This is a genomic window from Polyangium sp. y55x31 (assembly GCF_029946505.1).
Taxonomy (GTDB): Bacteria; Myxococcota_A; Polyangia; order Polyangiales; family Polyangiaceae; genus Polyangium.
Genome location: NZ_JARZHG010000008.1, coordinates 171,097 through 187,136, shown reverse-complemented (window position 1 = coordinate 187,136; position 16,040 = coordinate 171,097). Strand labels below are relative to the sequence as shown.

Sequence of the window (16,040 nt, the reverse complement as noted above, 5' to 3'; positions counted from 1 at the left end):
CCGATGTCTCCTCGAAACTCTCTGCAATACCTCCTCGTTTTTCCCCTTCTCCCCGCCTGCGCGGGCCCCGATCCCGAATCCCTCGCGGAAGAACCCGAATTCATTGCCGAGGATGTGTCCGCGATCGCGCGACGGTGCGAGGTCGGCTCCGATTGCGCCGGCGGGCTCGGCTGCGTTCAGGGGGTCTGCTCGCCGTGCAATCGTCACGCACACTGCGCGAGCGGCGTGTGCGACCTTTACCAGGGTGGCCGGTGCATCCCCGAAAAAGAGGTCCTTTATGTGGGCCGCGCGTCAGTGTCCCATTACGAGGAATGCGACGACGCCACCGGCGTGAGGCACGATCCCTTCTGCCAGATCCGGGACGCCATTCCGGCGCTGGGCAACGGTAAAACGGTGATCCGCGTCGCCCCGGGCTTTTATTTGCCGTTTCACGTGAGCCACGGCGAGGTGTTTTCCGTGTATGGACCGGCTGGCGAGGGCGGGATCGCCCAGGTCACCGAGGAGGACGTGGGTGGGCTCAGCGTGCGCGGCGGCGCGCGTGTCGTGCTCGATGGGCTCGAGCTCGGCCGCTATTCGCATTCCTCCGGCCTGCGCTGCGAGGGTCCGGGCACACGCGTCGTCGTGCGGCGCAGCCAGATCTTCGCCGATACGCGGGCGCCCATGCACACGAATGGATGTGACCTCCGGCTCGAGCACACGGAGGTGCTCACGCGCGACTAGAGCCCTCCGCGTGGGCCGGCGCCGGCGTGCGCGGCAGGGTCACCGTGAAGGTCGTCCCTTTGCCGAGCTCGCTCTTCATTTCGATCGTCCCGTCCATCATCTCCACGAGCCGCTTCGTGATGGAGAGGCCGAGCCCGGTCCCCCCGTATTTGCGGCTCGTCGAGGCGTCGGCCTGCGTGAAGGGCTGGAAGAGCCGGCTCTGCTGCTCGGGCGACATCCCGATCCCCTCGTCTTCCACGACGAACCGCACGCAAGGTCGGCCTGCCGCCTCGTGGAGCGACGCGCGCAGCACGATATGCCCGCCCTTCGTGAACTTGGCCGCGTTGCTGAGCAGGTTGTTCAGCGTCTGCATCACGCGCTTCTTGTCCGCGACCATTTCGATCGGCGCGGCCGCGCCCTCGACGGTCAGCTTGCTGCCATTACGATTCACCATCGGCTGTACCGTCCCGCGCACCTCTTCGAGCAGCGCGGCGAGGTCGAACGGCGTGGGATCGAGCGCCATCCGGTTCGCCTCGATCTTCGACAGATCGAGCACGTCGTCGACGAGCATCAAGAGCTGCTTGCCCGCCTGCCGGATCTTGCCGAGGTCCGGCACGATCGCCTCGTATCCGCCCTCCGCGGCCTCCTCCTCCAGCATTTCGCTGTAGCCGATGATCGCGTTCAGCGGCGTGCGCAATTCATGGCTCATGTTCGCGAGGAAGTGGCTCTTCGCCTGGTTTGCCGCCTCCGCCGCGCTTGCCAGGGTCTCGGCCTCGGCGCGCGCTTGCCGGAGCGCGCTCTCCGTCTTTTCGTGCTCCTCGATTTCCTGTTCGAGCTCACCATTTTGCCGATCGAGCTCCTCCTCGACGAGCTCGCGGCTCTCCCACGAGAGCACGAGCCACCACGCGCCCACGCCGATGAGCACCACGACGGCCGCGTAAAGCTCGGTGAACGTCCGGCCGAGTGCGGCGCGGCTCTCGCCGGTCACGGCCGAGGCCTGGTGGAACAGGAAAAACACGAGCGCCACCGCGAAGGCCATGCCCGCATAGACGGCCGTGAAGCGCAAAAGGCGCGAGGCGAGGCGCGGCGCGAGTTTTCCTTCGAGGAAGGTCGCGATGCGCCGGCGGCTCTTCGGCTCCGTCTTGCAGGCGTCGTGGCAGCGCCCGTCGAGCGTGCAGCAGAGCGAGCAGATCGAGCCCTGGTAGATGGGGCAATGGGCCATGTCCTGCGGCTCGTACGAGTGCTCGCAGAGGCAACACGGCTCGCTGCCGTGGGCCTTGTCGTTCGAGAAATGGTCGTTCGTGCGGGCGATGTAATACTTGCCCTTCGTCGCCACGGCGATGAGCGGCGAGAGCACGAACGCGAGGCCGAGGGCGATGAACGACGAATATGCCTTCGCCGCCGGGCCGAAGAGGCCGGCGTAGCAGAGCATCGACACGACCGAGGCCGCGGCCATCGACCCGAAGCCGACCGGGTTCACGTTGTAGAGGTGCGCCCGCTTGAACTCGATGTATTTTGGCGACAAACCGATCGGTTTGTTCACCACGAGATCGGCGACGATGGCCCCGATCCAGGCGATGGCCACGTTCGAATAGAGCGCGAGCACCTTGTCCAGGGTGTGGAAGACCCCGAACATCATGAGGAGCAGCGCGATCGCCACGTTGAACACGAGCCAGACGACGCGGCCGGGGTGGCTGTGCGAGAGGCGCGAGAAGAAGTTCGACCACGCGAGCGAGCCCGCGTAGGCGTTCGTCACGTTGATCTTGAGCTGCGAGACGAGCACGAGCAGGATGCCGGCCCCGATCATCATGCTCCGGCTCGAAAAGACGTATTCGTAGCCGGCCACGTACATCCAGATCGGCTGGAGCGCCTTTTCCACGCTCGTGCCGTGCCGGATCGCGAGCGAGGCGAGGAACGCGCCCGCGAGCTGCTTGGCGCCCCCGAGCACGATCCAGCCCGGGCCCGCGGCGAGCAGGGCGAACCACCAGACCTTGCGGTTCGATTTCGTCTTGTCCGGCATGAACCGGAGGTAATCGACCTGCTCGCCGATCTGGACGATGAGCGAGAACGACACGTTCGCGGCGAGCCCGAACACGATCGGATCGAAATGGCTGCCGCTCGGGGAGTTGCCCGCGAAGCTCGTCCAGCCGGCGAACGCGGAGGGGTCTTTCTTGAAGACGTAGACGAACGGCAGGATCATGAGGACCAGCCATAACGGCTGGGTCCAGAGCTGGAACCGGTTGATCAGCGTGACGCCGAAGAGGACGAGCGGGATGATGCAGAGCGAGCTCACGAGGTAGCCGGCCGCGAGCGGCAGCCCCAGCCAGAGCTCCAGCGCCTGGGCCATGATCGAGGCCTCCAGCGCGAAAAAGATGAACGTGAACGAGGCGTAGATCAGCGAGGTGATCGTCGAGCCGATGTACCCGAACCCGGCGCCGCGGGTCAGGAGATCCATGTCGAGGTTGTATTTCGCGGCGTAATACGTGATCGGCACGCCGGTCAGGAAGATGATGGCGCTGCAGACGAGGATGGCCCAGAACGAGTTCTGAAAGCCGTAATGGACGACGAGCGAGCCGCCGATCGCCTCCAGCGCGAGGAACGAGATGCCCCCGAGCGCGGTGTTGGCGAGCAGGAGCGGGGACCATTTGCGGAAGGACCGCGGCGCATAACGCAGCGAGTAGTCCTCCATCGTCTCGTTGGCGACCCAGCCGTTGTACTCGCGCCGCTCCCGGACGATTTGCCTGACGAGCTGCATGGTGTTTCCGAAAGGAAGATGTCAGCGCGCGCCGCGGATCTCCGCGAGCATTCCCTGGTAGGCGCGCTCGCGCTCGCGGTGCCGCCGGAGCTCGAGGGCCATGCGGATCCGCGCCCGGAGCAGCACCATGTGAAACGGCTTCGTCACGTAATCGTCGGCGCCGCGCTCGAGCGCCGTGACCACGCCGTCGAATTCGTCGAGCGCGGAGAGCACGATGATCGGCGCGCGCCCGAGGCGGCCCTCGGCCCGGAGGACGTCGAGCACCTCGATGCCGCTGCGATCCGGCATGACGAGGTCGAGCAGGACGAGGTCGAATTCACGCGTCCGGAGGAGGTCGAGCGCCGCATCGCCGCCGCTGGCCTCCTCGACGTCGTGCCCCTTTCGGACGAGCCATTGGCGCAGGACGTCCCGCGTGACGGAGTTGTCGTCGACGAGCAAGATGCGGCCCCGCTCGTCGGACGGCGTCTCGGCGAGGCGCGCCTCGCTCGCCGGATCCGCGGCCTTCGGCATTCCGCCGATCTTGGGCGCGTGGGGCAAGAGCTCGAGCGCATAACCGGCGAGGAGGTCGTTCAGCATGACCCCCGCCGCCTGAATGCGGCAAAGCGTGGGGATGAGGGCGTAATGCCCGGCGCCCTCGGCCGCGGCGACGAGGCGCGCGCAGAGCGGCGAGATGGCCGAGGCGGGCTCCGCGCAGGCCTGGCCGAGGTCGCGCACGATACGCGGCAACGTGGAGGCCGACAGGCCCCGCAGCGCATCCGCGCCGAGGCGCTCGTTCACGAGCGAAAGGACGGCCGCGCCGGCGCCGCGCAAGGCTTTGAGCTCGGCCAGGATCTCCTCGGGGCCCTCCAGCGTATCCAGGAGGTCCTCGCTGTATCCGATCACGGCCGTGAGCGAGGTGCGCAATTCGTGACGCAAATGCGCGACGAGGCGCCGGAGCTCCTCCTCGCCCGGGGCGGGGCGGCTCGGGGGCAATACGTCGGGGCGATCGGGATGGCTCATGAAGCCCTCCTTTCGAGGAGCGTCCGCATTTTTCCGAGCAGGCGATCGATGTCCACGGGTTTGACGTCGTAATCGTCCGCGCCGGCCGCGAAGGCGCTCTCGCGGTCCTCGGGCATCGCGCGCGCGGTGAGCACGATGATCGGCACGCCGCGCGTCCGCGCGTCCGCCTTGAGCTTGCGCGTGACCTCCAGGCCGTCGATGTCGGGCAAGGTCATATCCATCAGGATGAGGTCCGGGAGCGCCTCCTCGGCCTCGCGGAGGCCGGTGCCCCCGTCTGCGGCGACCCGCACGGAAAAACCCCGGCGCCCGAGGCGGCGCGCGAGCATGTCTCGATTCATTTCGTTGTCCTCGACGAGCAGAATGTCGGGCATGACCTTGGCCTCCTTTCGGGTCGCTACACGCTGCGGCCGGTGGGTTTCGAAAGGTGTCGGAGCGCGAATTGCAGCGCCGCCTGGAGCTTGCCGAACGAGAGGAGCTCGCCGAGCCCGACGTCGAGCGCGACGAGGGCGCTCGCGACGCGCGGCGAGAGCCCCGAGAGCAGGCAGGTGGTGCCGAGCAGGCTGGCGGCGCGGCTCATTTTGACGAGGTGGTCGGCGGTCTCGGCGTCCACGTCGTCGACGCCGGTGAGGTCGAGAACGACGAACGTGCTTTGCGTGTCGACGACCGTTTCGAGCAAGCTTCCCATCATGTCGGAGGCCCGGCGTGCGTCGAGCCCGCCCACGATGGGCAATACGAGGATCCGGTCCCACACCTGGATGACGGGCGTGAAGAGCGCGCGGATGGTCTGCTGTTGCTCTTCGATCTTCGCGAGCTTGTCGGTGAGCTCCAGCGTCCGCTCCCGCACCTTTTCTTCGAGTTGTTCGTTGGCCTGACGCAGCGCTTCCCGGGACGACTCGAGCTCCTTCTGGAATGACGCGAGCTTCTTGTACGCGTCCGAGAGCGAGTCGTTCACCGATTTCCAGAACGCTTGCTGCTGCTGTGACTCCCGCTGCATTTTTCGGATCTGCCAGAACGCAGACTCCAGCTCCTTGCCCGAGAGGACGGCGCCCTCGGGAATCTCGGCCGCTCGGAAGAAATCTTGCGCAGACAATTCGGGCATCGCCCCCCGCTCCTGCTCCCCCCCCTATCCCAGCGCCGACATTACCAGAGGTCCGGCGAGCGACCAAGCCCGGACGGAGTGTCATTTCCCCGTTCGATTTTCACGGAATCCACGTATGCGTATGTGATCCGAAATATCGCGCCACACAACCAATCCAGCGCACGTGGTCGCTGGAGCATCCGCTGGTCTTTGAATGCACCAGCAGGGCGTACGTATGCCCGGATGCGCGGGGCGATGGAACGTTTGTTGCCCGGGCGGACGTCGGCGTTCGTCGCGGCTCATGCAACGACGTATGCACGAGGTACCGGACGCGTTCTCGCGCGTCGTATTGTGATGGATCACTCGTCGATCGTGACGAAGTATTCGTCGAGCGGCGGCACCTTGTCGATGATGCCGAGCTCGAGGAGCTGCTTGCCGAGCGTGTCCCAGCGCTCGCGCGTCATCATGCCGAGTTTTTTCGTCTGCGCGTTCTCGACGAGTGGCTTCTGCGCCGCAGCCGCCGCGGCGAACGTCTCGGCGTCCATGGTCGTGTTGAGCTTTTGCATCACCGCATTCGCCGGGGCCGGATCGTCGAGGTAGGCGCGCCAGCCTTCACGCGAGGCGCGCACGAACGCGCGGACCTTGTCCGGGTTCTCTTTCCAGAGGGCTCTGCGCGTGATGACGACCGCGGCGTACGGGTCGAATCCCTCGTCGGCGACGAGAAAGACCTTCGGCTCCGCGCCTTTTTTCTTCGCGGCGATCGGCTCCGACGTGATGAAGCATTGCTGGGCGTATTCCTTGTCCACGACGAACCGGGCGACGCCGCCGTCGTAAGGGACGACCTTCACCTTGTCGAAGCCGTATGTCTTCTTGAGATATGCGGCATACGCGGTGCCCGGCTCGATCGCGAGGGTGCCCGATTGGAACACGTCGGCCATGGTCTTCGCGCCGCGCGAGGCGTGGGCCATGATGCCTTGTGGAAACGTCTGGTACGTCGCGAAGACGGGGATCACGTCGGCGCCGCGGGCGCGGGCGATGATGACCTCGTCCGCGCCGGCGACACCGAAGTCGCTCTGGCCATTCGCGACCATCTGCATGACGGGCACGCCCGCGCCGCCGGTCATGATCTCCACGTCGAGCCCGGCGCGCTTGAACGCGCCTCCCTCGCGGGCCGCGTAAAACCCTCCGAACTCCGGCTCGGCCACCCAGTTGAGCGTGAGCTTGACCTTGCCCGCCGCCGCGCCCCCGCCGTCCGCAGAGCCCTTGCACCCCGCGGCGGTCGCGAGGAGGCCGAGCGAGAGAAAGAGCCAGGTGCGGCGGGGAAGGCGAGGAGTGGACGCCGTTTTCATGGCCAGGGTTGATCCCACGGCCACGGATGCGCCGCAAGCGTCAGCGCACCTGCGCCCAGAGGAGCGCGAGCAGCTTGCTCCGCGCCGGGGCGTCGAGCTTGCCCTCGGCCGCGTATTCGACCCGCCCGTCCTTGCCGACGAGGAGCACCGTGCTCACGCCGCGCCGAAGGTTGTACGCTTTGCGGAACTTCCCCTCCCAATCGCAATAGATGATCTGCCCGACCTCCGCGGACTTCTTGCGCACACTACGCTCGGCGAAGCCGCGCAGCGGCCAACCGCGGTAATCGCTCGTGTCGGCGATGGCCACGAACTGGATCTGCTTCGCCTCGGCTTTCGTGGCCGCGAGCCTGTTGAGCTCTTCCTTGAGCGCCTGGTTTTGCGTGGCCGATTTGCGGTCCTCGTAGAGGATGAGCGTCGGCTTTTCCCGGGGAAACGCGAGATCCATGGCGCGCCCGTCCGGATCCTCGACCACGACCCGCCGCGCCGATTGACCCACGCCCGGCAGAGCCAGCGCCGAGCCCGCGGGGAGCAAGAGCAACAGGACGAGAAAAACCTTGCCGAGGATCAAGGGAGAAACGCGTATTTTCCGGACGAACGCCTGCTTCATGTGCTTGCCTCCTCGCCCCGATTCGTCCGGGGACGCGGGGCGTAGCACCCGTGTGTATGGCCGCCATGACGCGTTGCTCCGCGCTGGTGAATACATTTCGCAATCGCGGTGTCGTCGTACGGGCGGGCGGGGAGGTGGCAGGGGTGTCCGGGCGCTGCGCGGGGGCGTCTCCAGCCTTCTCCGAGATTGCACACGGCGCGGGGAAGGCGGGCGACGAACGGGCGTGATGGCAAGGGTCGTGCGTACCCACGGCTATGGCTACGGGGAGAACCTGGCCACGAACATGTCGGATGCACCATCTCCCGTGGTGGTCACAGATGCGTTCCCGAGCGCGATCGTCCCCCACATTTTACCAGCGACGAACACGTTTCCCTCGGGATCCGCCGTGATCCCGGTTCCTGCTTGGGTTGCTTCGTCCCCCATCCTCAGGCTCCACAGAGCGTTTCCGGCCGGATCCAGCTTCGCCACGAACGCATCGGTGAGACCTGCACTGACGAGCAAGGTATCTCCGAAGTCGATGCCTCCCTCGAAAGACCCCGTAAGCAGCACGGCGCCGGCCCCGTCGGCCGCCACGGAGATGCTCGACTGGTCCGATGCGTCGCCGACCCGTCGATACCATTCGAGTTCCCCCGTCGGGTTGAACTTCACGACGAACAGATCATGTGCTCCCGCGCTGACGACGAGGCCGTCCCCGAAGTCCACGGTGCCCTGGAACTCGCCCGACATGATGACATGGTCGCCGGGGTCGACGGCCACGCTTTGCCCGAATTGCTTGCCGCTGTCGCCGAACCGGTGGCTCCAGAGCGTGGAGCCGTTCGCGCTCAATTTGACGAGGATGGCGTCGGGCATGCCAGTGCCCACGGTCGGGCCATCTCCGAAATCCACGGTACCAAGGGCATAACCCGTCACCACGACGTTGCCCTCGCTGTCCGTGGCGAGGTCCCACGCTTCCTGCGTCTCCTGATCGCCGAAGGTCCTGGACCAGAGGTGCTTGCCATCCTTGTCGAGCTTGGCCACGAACATGTCTTCCCAGCCGGCGCTCGTCAGCGGGCCGCCGCCGAAGTCGGCGCTCCCCCAGATGGTGCCGGCGATGAAGACGTTGCCTTCATCATCTGCGGCGATCCCGCGGCCGAGCTGCGTGTTCGGCCCACCGAAGCTTTTGCTCCAGATGTGGCCTCCGTCCGGGGCGAGCTTTGCGGCAAAGATGTCTCGCGAACCGGCGCTGACGAGCGACCCACCACCCAGATCGAGCGTGCCCCTGAAGTAACCTACGAGCAGGATGTTCCCTTCGGAATCGACGGCGATACGCTGCACGGTTTGCTCGTCGTCACCACCCATGGCCTTGCTCCATATCGGATTTCCCGACGTGTCCAGCTTGACCACGAAGACGTCTTCGAGCTCACGGCACACCAGCGAGGCTCCGCCAAAATCGAGAACACCATCGAACTTTCCCGTCACGATCAGGTTCCCCTGTGGATCCACGGCAATGTCCATGGGAACCTGCGTGCCAGCGTCTCCGAAGCTGCGAATGCCCAACGGCGTCCCGGTGCATGTCGCGATGCCATCGCAGTTCTCGTCCTCGGGTGTGGCGCAATCCTCGACGACCGGCGTACTGCAGGACGGGGCTCCCGCGCCGCCGCCGCCGGAGCCGCCGGAGCCGCCGGAGCCGGAGTCGCCGGAGCTGCTGCTCTGTTGTGCATCAGGCTCTCGAGGCGTGGGACCCTCGTCGTAGGTCGTCGAGGCCGCGCCGCATCCTGCCCACCCGAGGAACAGGAGAGAGAGCACGAGCCCCGCCGGGATGCATTGCCTGATCACGGATGCTCGTCGGCTCGCATGGCGAGCATCTCGCGCGTGTACCAGTTGCTCGAATACGAGAGCAGGGGCTCGACGGGCTTACCGCTCGCGTGCTCGGCGATGGTCTTGGCGCGCTCGGGGGCGCTGTGCATCACCTGCGTGTACAGATCCATCTTGTCGCCCGCGAGGGACTGCGCCAGCTCCTCCGACGCGTCTGCCGAGATGTTCTCCGCGAGGAGGACGTCCTCGATGGTCTCGAATACGGTCTCGAGCTCGGGGTTCTCCGACCACGCCATCGCATCGGTCAGGAACTCGACTTGCAACATTCTCTTCGCTTCTTCCTCTCGCGTGTAGACGGTCTCGCTCGATGCGAGCAGATCCATCTTCGCCGTTTGGATCATCTCCGGATCGGAAAGCATCTCCTCGAGCATCCTGCGCTGGTCGGCCGTGGGCAGTACCTTCCGGGTCAGCCAGTGGTACTGCGAGAGCTCCGGGTGGTCGTTGAGAACGCGCTCCATCAACGGATGGATCCGGTCGGACGGCGTGGGGCGGTCGGGCGTGGCAGCGAGGCGCGGCCCACCACGGGGGGCGCTGCGCTGCGCGCTACGCGGGCGGGCGATCGTGTCCGGGGATGAAATGGCTGCATCGTCGTTCACGCGGGCCGCGCCCTCCGGTGCCGGTGCAGGCCGAAAGAAGAACCAGCCCAGGGCGCAGAGCGCGCCGAGCAGGAGCCAGAACAGGCATTTGCGAAAATGGGTTCGTTGCATTCCAGTGACCATATCGAGAGGGGCCCGAGGTTACGTGTGCAGCGCCGAAGCGCGGAGCCGATCCGACGAGGGGCGCAGCTCCGCGCGGCGTCAGGCGTCGTCGCAGGGATGCAGGCGCTTTCACCTGCGGCGGGGCGACGGGGCGGTCTGGAGGGGCGCGATGGGCGCGATGGGCGCGCTCGTGGGGGGCTGCCTTTGTGCGCTCGTCGCGCCGGTGCGGGGAATGACGTCCATCGGGACGTTCGACCGCATGAGGCGGCGGTTGAGGTACTTCAGGTACTCGCTCTGGTACCGAACCGAACCATTGAGATAGCCCTGTGCCACGAGGATGTTCGACAGCAGATCGGTGGTGGTCGGCCGCAGGTTGTAGACCTTGGTGAAGACCATCTTCCGCTCCGTCGACATGATGGGATCCGGGGACCCATCCTCGCGCACGAGCGATTCCCCCACGACCAGGTCGGAGGCCTTCTTCATCACGCCCTCGCTGGTCAGGACGGGGTGCTCGGCGGTGACCCGCAGCTCGCCGCCGGATTGCATGCGGATCGTGAGGATCGCCTGGTCCGCCGGCGCGATGTCCACGGTCCAGCGGGCGATGTCGTTGTCCATGAAGCTGAGCGCGCCGAGCGTCGCTTGGGGAGTGAGCGTCGTGACGTGCTGCTCCCCGACCTCGAATGCCTCCGCGACCGGCATGAATCCATCACCGAAGCGGACCTCTTGCTCCGGGCTGTAGCATCCCGCCTCGCACAGCGCGTCGGCGTACACGGAGCCGTCGGCCTTGGGAAGAGACCAAGGCCGGCTCTTGATGATCGAGAACGTCGTCCCGTACCATGTGGCCGTGCTTTGGGGACCGGGCCCCTTCCAGATCCCCGTGGTGGCGTTGTTGTCGTCGGCATACACCGGGTAAATATCGAGGTCGTACGCGGGGGCGGCGGCAGCCTCCACCTCGTCATCCATCCACGACTTCCAGAACTTGGTCGCCAGGAACAGGTTGTTTCCGGCCCCGTACCGGTAGTACTTGTACGCATCCCTGGCCCACGTCGTGCGCCCATAACCTTGTCGCTGCTCGGGGTACGAGGCCTGATACGACGGGTGCCCGTAGAGCTGATCCGCCGAGCATCGCCAGTGGTTCGCGGGATAGTATTCGCCGGCGAACGACGTGGACGCCGTTGCCGCGAGCAATGCACACGAACCCAGCAGCGCAATCTTCTTCATGATACGTTCCTCAGGTGGTTGTTTTTCGAACCGTGCTCATCAATAGAGCGAACGTGATTGGTAATGCCCGACGGTTGCATTCATCGTGCCAAACCTCGGAAGTGTCTTTTGCGCGTGGATCCATGTGCCGATCGAACCTCGCGCAACTTCGGATCGCGCAAACTTGCGCAACCTGATCCCTCCCGTTGCGCAAACTTACACAGCTTGTCCGCTCGCGCCTCACCCCGGGTTTCACCGCCGGCACCAGCGCCTCGACGCCTGCCGTCGGTGATGGCGGGCGCGGTCGCTCTACCTGTGCTGCGCGCGTGCCTGCGGGCCCGGACCCTCGGCAGGCGTGAGCAGCTCACCGCCGAGCGCGTGGTCGAGCTCTTTCAGCGGATCTGGGGGGGCCAGACGACCCTTGGCCCCTCCCTCACCGCCCCTTCCGCGGCCTCGTAATCCCGTACAGATCCAGCCGCATGAGCAGCGTGCGCCGCGAGATCCCCAGCATCTCCGCCGCCTTCGATTGATTGCCCCCGCACGCTTCCAGCGCCAGCACGATCCTTTGCCGTTCGTCTTCCCCCACCGGCACCCGCAGCGGCGCGATGGCCGTCATCACCTCGGACTCCGGGCTCGACGGCCGTGGTGGTGGCGGTGGTATCGTCGCGAGCTCCGGGCTCGATTTCCGCGAAGCTCCCCGCCCCCCGAGCCCCAGGTGCTCGGGTTGGATCGTCTCTCCTGCGCTCAGCACCACCGCGCGCTCGATCACGTTGCGTAATTCGCGGATGTTCCCCGGCCACCCGTATCCCAGCAGCGCATCGAGCGCCGCCTTCGACAGCCGCGGCTCCGCCCGCATGTTCATCTGCACGGCCGCGCGCGCCACGAAGCTCCGCACCATCGGCTCGATCTCCGAAACACGCTCTCGCAGCGGCGGGATCTCGATCGTCACGCCGTTCAGGCGGAAATACAGGTCCTGTCGGAATGTGTTGCGGGACGCCTCCTTCTCCAGGTCGCGGTTCGTCGCCGAGATGAAGCGCACGTCGATCGGCCGCTTCTCGATACCCCCCACCCGCAGCACCTTCCGCTCCTCCAGCACGCGCAGGAGCTTCACCTGCACCGAAATGGGCAATTCTCCGACCTCGTCGAGGAACACCGTCCCGCCCGCGGCGACCTCGAAGAGCCCCGGCTTCGCCCGCGTCGCCCCTGTGAATGCGCCCGCCTCGTGACCGAAGAGCTCGCTTTCCAGAAGCGATTCGTGGATCGCCGCGCAATTGAGGCAAACCAGCGGCCCCCGTCCCCGCGGCGAGCGCCGGTGAATGGCCTCCGCCATCACCTCCTTGCCCACGCCCGTCTCCCCCAGCAAGAGCACGTTGATCTTGCTCTGCGCGACCCGGTCGACGAGCTCGTACAGCTTGCGCATCTCGCTGTCGTGAATCACGGGCACCGAGTACGAGCGCACCACGCGGGACGAGGCCGGCTTTTCCTCGGATTGGCCGGCGCGCTGCACGACCACCAGCGTCGAGCCGAGCTGGATTCCGTCGCCGAGCGCGAGCTCCATCGATCCGTGGGGGTGAATGCGATGCTCGACGATACGCGCCGTGCCGTCCGAGTCCTCGGAGCGCGACACGCGCAGGCCGTTCGAGCTGCCGAGATCCTCGATACGGAGCGGAGGCCCGAGGTCGAGCGCGGCGTGGCGTCGCGATATGGAGGGATCCTGAAGGACGATATGGTTGGTCTCTCCACGACCGAGCGTGAGCCGACCCGTCGCCGGTAACGGCCGCACGCGTGTCGTCTCTGCTGTCATGACGACAAGTTCGAGCGAGACCTGGTCCTTCACGCTCTCACAGCTTACAGTCGAAAGGTTTGGAAAAGCAAGCATTGTGTTTCGAAGGAAACGTTTGAGAACATAGGTTAGCGTCGCCGCTCACGTTTTGTCCGAGGCGTGCGCGAGGCGATTCCGCAAGTCGCGGAATCAGGGCAGCGCACGCCGCGCGTGCGTCTGTCCGTCAATTCATTGGCGGTCGCTTCAACCGGGGAGCGAATGCGGCCGGGGTGCGGCTTGCTTTCGTTGCCCCTCCGAAAGAAGCGCCCGGTAGGTCTCCGAGGTCCGAACGAGCTCCTCGTGCGTGCCCATCGCCGCGATGCGGCCCTTGTCGAGCACCACGTTGAACGTCGACTTCACGAGGTGCGGCGCGTGCGTGACGATGATCGTCGTCCGCCCGGCCGAGAGCTCGACCACGCTGCCGAGCAGCTCCTCCGCCGTCGCGGCCGGCAGCCCCGCCTCCGGCTCGTCGAGCACGAGCAGCCGCGCGTCGCGGAGGAGCAAACGCGCCAGCATGATCCGACGCTGCTCGCCGCCCGAGAAGTTCGGCGGCACCTTGCGCACGACCGCCTCGAGCCCACGGCCGCCCTTGTCCTCCGCCAGATCGTCGAGCCGCACGCGCGCGAGGATGCGGCGCATCGCCGCCTCGTCCGGCGGATCCGCGAGGCCGAGCGCGAGGTTTTGCGCGACGCTGCGCTCGAAGAGCACCGAGGCCTGGCCGAGCACCGCGAAGAGGCGCGCGAGGTCCTTCGGCGAGAGGCGCGTGAGGTCGACGCCGCCGACCTCGATTTTGCCGCGCGTCGGATCGTCGAGTCGCAAGAGCAGGCGCACGAGCGTGGACTTGCCCGAGCCCGAAGCGCCGCAGATCGCGACCACCGCGCCCGCGGGGATCCGGAGCGAGAGGTCGTGGAGCACGTCGTCCTTCGCGCCCTCGGGCCGGTAGCCGACATGGTCGAGGACGACCTCGTCGCTCGCGATCGCCGCGAGCGAGAGCGGGCTCTCGGGCTCGGGCGGGTGCGGGGGCAAGGAGAGCAGATCACGGAGCGAGGCGAGCAGCGGCGCGCGCTCGAGCAGGCCCGAGCGGAGGCCGTCGAGCGCCTCGAAGCGCGCGAGCAAGAGCGGCGTGACGAGCAGGAGTTTCGCGATGTCGCCGGCCTCGTACGATCGGCCCGAGAGGCGGAGCGCGACGAGGATGACGAGCGGCGACATCGCCGCGAGCACGCTCTTGATCTGCCCCGAGGCCGCGAGCGCAGCGGCAAAACTCCGGCGCGCGTCGGCCGCGCGGTGGGCCGCGTCCTTCACCTCCGTGAGCGCCGTTTGCCGCGCGCCGAGCAGGCGCAGCTCCTCGGTGCCCGCGAGCATCTCGCCGAGCGCGCCGAAGACCGCCGTGTCCGAGCGCTGCATCACCTGCATGCGCTCGCCCACGCGGCGCGAAGCCCGATCGGAGAGCACGCGCGAGAGCACGAAGAGCAGCGCCGTGCCCACGAGCACGGGCCACGCGCCGCCCGTCGCGAGCTCGAACGCGAGGACGAGGAGCGTGACCGTGGCCTGCGGCAAGCCCGTGATCACCGCGACGGCGAAATCCGACACGGCCGCCGCGTCGCGCGCGATGACGAGCTTCACGGCCTCGAAGCCACGCACGGCCGGCGCCTTCACGCCGGGCGGCGCGGGCGGACCACCTTTCGGCGCGAGCGCGCGCGCGCCGGCCGCGTCGACCTCACGCGGCGAGGCCCAGAGCGCGGCGCGCACGAGCTCCACGCGCAGCGCCGCCGTGAGCTCGGCCGAGAGCTCCGATCCGGCGCGGCTCTGCGCCATCGTGACGCCCACGCTGATCGTCACGGCCACGAGCGTCGCCACGATGACGAGCCACGGGCTTTGTCCCGACACGATGCGCGCGAACAGGCCCGCGAGGCCGGGGCTCGGCGACGCGGGGCGCCCCTGGATCGCGCCGATCGCGACGCCCACGAGGCCCGGCAGGACGCCCGCCATCACGCCCGCGACCGACGCGAGGCCCGCCGCGAGGACGAAGCCGAAGAGCGGGCCGCCGCGCAAGGAGCGACGGACGACGCGGAGGATCCTCCAGAGATCGCGCACGGACCGCGGATGCTACTCGAAGACGGGCGAGCAAGGGCGCCCGTTGCAAGCCGCGCGCTTTCGGTAGACCCTACGCGTGGTGCGAAGAGAGCAGAACGGAGGCCTCGTGCTCACGGTCGCGTCGTGCGTCGCGCTCATCGCGTGCACGAGCGAGCCCGCGCCTGCGCCCGCGCCTCCGCCTCGCGCGGCCTCGTCCGTGTTCTCGCCCGAGGTCGCCGCGCGCCTGCCGCTCGCCGAGCCCGAGGATGGCGGCGCGCCCGTCGCGAAGGCGCCCGTGCCGGGCGTGCTCGAGGAGATCCTCGCCGCCGCGCCGAAGTCGACGGCTCTGCCGACGGGGCCCGACGGAGGGACGCTCGTCGGTACGGAGACGGGCGTCCGCGACGAGACGCGCGTCGAGGCGGAAGGCCCGGGCGGCAGCTTCGACGCATCCGCGTCGCGCCTCGCCAAACGAATCCAGATCCATGAAGGCAGCCCCGACGTGCACGAGGGAATCCCTTCGTCGGCCGTCGAGCGCGCGGCGCGGGCACAGCTCTATTACCCGCTCGTCACGCGTTGCCGCGGCGCTGATGGCAAGATCCTACCGCCCGACACGATCGTGCTTCGTTTCAAAATCGACGTGGACGGCTACATCGTGCCCTCGTCGATCAGCGCGAGCGGCACCGAGGCGCGCTACGAGGCCGCGGCAAACTGCATGCAACGCGAGCTCTCGGCCGCGGCGTTCCGGGCGCCCGCGGCCGCGCGGGGCGTGGCCACCTGGGTGAACGCGACGGTCCCGTCTGTCGATTGACGCTTTGTCGCGGAACTTGCTCCCACGTCGGGGCGCTCGCGGTTCGGCTTGCACGACCGGCGCGCCGAGCCCAGCCTGGCTCGATGCCTCGCGGCGGA

The 16,040-nt window shown here is 67.3% G+C and carries 13 protein-coding genes; 2 read left to right on the top strand and 11 right to left on the bottom strand.

What is annotated here, in order from left to right; translation table 11 throughout:
- The first annotated feature begins 3 nt into the window (after positions 1-3).
- Complete coding sequence (locus QHF84_RS17395) at positions 4-720, top strand: hypothetical protein (protein WP_281314428.1); 717 nt, start codon at positions 4-6, stop codon at positions 718-720.
- Here the strand turns inward: QHF84_RS17395 and QHF84_RS17390 are convergent.
- The 11 genes from QHF84_RS17390 to QHF84_RS17340 all read right to left on the bottom strand — a co-directional run bounded on the left by QHF84_RS17390 (position 707) and on the right by QHF84_RS17340 (position 15,155).
- Positions 707-3,454, bottom strand: a complete 2,748-nt coding sequence (locus QHF84_RS17390) for an ATP-binding protein (RefSeq protein WP_281314427.1) — start codon at positions 3,452-3,454, stop codon at positions 707-709. The genes QHF84_RS17395 and QHF84_RS17390 overlap by 14 nt on opposite strands.
- 21 nt (positions 3,455-3,475) lie before the next feature.
- Entirely contained in the window at positions 3,476-4,453 is a 978-nt protein-coding gene (locus tag QHF84_RS17385; protein ID WP_281314426.1) for a response regulator, read from the bottom strand.
- Positions 4,450-4,824, bottom strand: coding sequence for a response regulator (locus tag QHF84_RS17380; protein WP_281314425.1), 375 nt, complete (start codon positions 4,822-4,824; stop codon positions 4,450-4,452). Before QHF84_RS17380 ends, QHF84_RS17385 begins: the two co-directional genes overlap by 4 nt.
- Positions 4,825-4,847: 23 nt before the next feature.
- Entirely contained in the window at positions 4,848-5,552 is a 705-nt protein-coding gene (locus QHF84_RS17375; RefSeq protein ID WP_281314424.1) for an STAS domain-containing protein, read from the bottom strand.
- Between the two features lie 338 nt (positions 5,553-5,890).
- The gene (locus QHF84_RS17370) at positions 5,891-6,880 is read right to left on the bottom strand and encodes an ABC transporter substrate-binding protein (RefSeq protein WP_281314423.1); all 990 of its coding nucleotides are present in this window, start codon (positions 6,878-6,880) and stop codon (positions 5,891-5,893) included.
- 40 nt (positions 6,881-6,920) lie between these two features.
- The gene (locus tag QHF84_RS17365; RefSeq protein WP_281314422.1) at positions 6,921-7,487 is read right to left on the bottom strand and encodes a YtfJ family protein; all 567 of its coding nucleotides are present in this window, start codon (positions 7,485-7,487) and stop codon (positions 6,921-6,923) included.
- Between the two features lie 258 nt (positions 7,488-7,745).
- Positions 7,746-8,981: an SBBP repeat-containing protein gene (locus tag QHF84_RS17360; protein ID WP_281314421.1), complete on the bottom strand. Its 1,236-nt coding sequence runs from the start codon at positions 8,979-8,981 to the stop codon at positions 7,746-7,748.
- Between the two features lie 317 nt (positions 8,982-9,298).
- The gene (locus tag QHF84_RS17355; RefSeq protein ID WP_281314420.1) at positions 9,299-10,048 is read right to left on the bottom strand and encodes a hypothetical protein; all 750 of its coding nucleotides are present in this window, start codon (positions 10,046-10,048) and stop codon (positions 9,299-9,301) included.
- A gap of 120 nt (positions 10,049-10,168) precedes the next feature.
- Positions 10,169-11,260 carry a Hint domain-containing protein gene (locus QHF84_RS17350; protein ID WP_281314419.1) on the bottom strand — a complete coding sequence of 364 codons (1,092 nt, stop codon included), beginning with the start codon at positions 11,258-11,260 and terminating at the stop codon, positions 10,169-10,171.
- A gap of 412 nt (positions 11,261-11,672) precedes the next feature.
- The gene (locus tag QHF84_RS17345; protein WP_281314418.1) at positions 11,673-13,043 is read right to left on the bottom strand and encodes a sigma 54-interacting transcriptional regulator; all 1,371 of its coding nucleotides are present in this window, start codon (positions 13,041-13,043) and stop codon (positions 11,673-11,675) included.
- 222 nt (positions 13,044-13,265) lie between these two features.
- On the bottom strand, positions 13,266-15,155 hold the full coding sequence (locus QHF84_RS17340) for an ABC transporter ATP-binding protein (protein WP_281314417.1): 1,890 nt from the start codon (positions 15,153-15,155) through the stop codon (positions 13,266-13,268).
- A 76-nt stretch (positions 15,156-15,231) separates the two neighbouring features.
- On the opposite strand from QHF84_RS17340, the gene QHF84_RS17335 reads away from it, so the two are divergent.
- Positions 15,232-15,942 carry a hypothetical protein gene (locus QHF84_RS17335; RefSeq protein WP_281314416.1) on the top strand — a complete coding sequence of 237 codons (711 nt, stop codon included), beginning with the start codon at positions 15,232-15,234 and terminating at the stop codon, positions 15,940-15,942.
- Positions 15,943-16,040 lie beyond the last annotated feature (98 nt).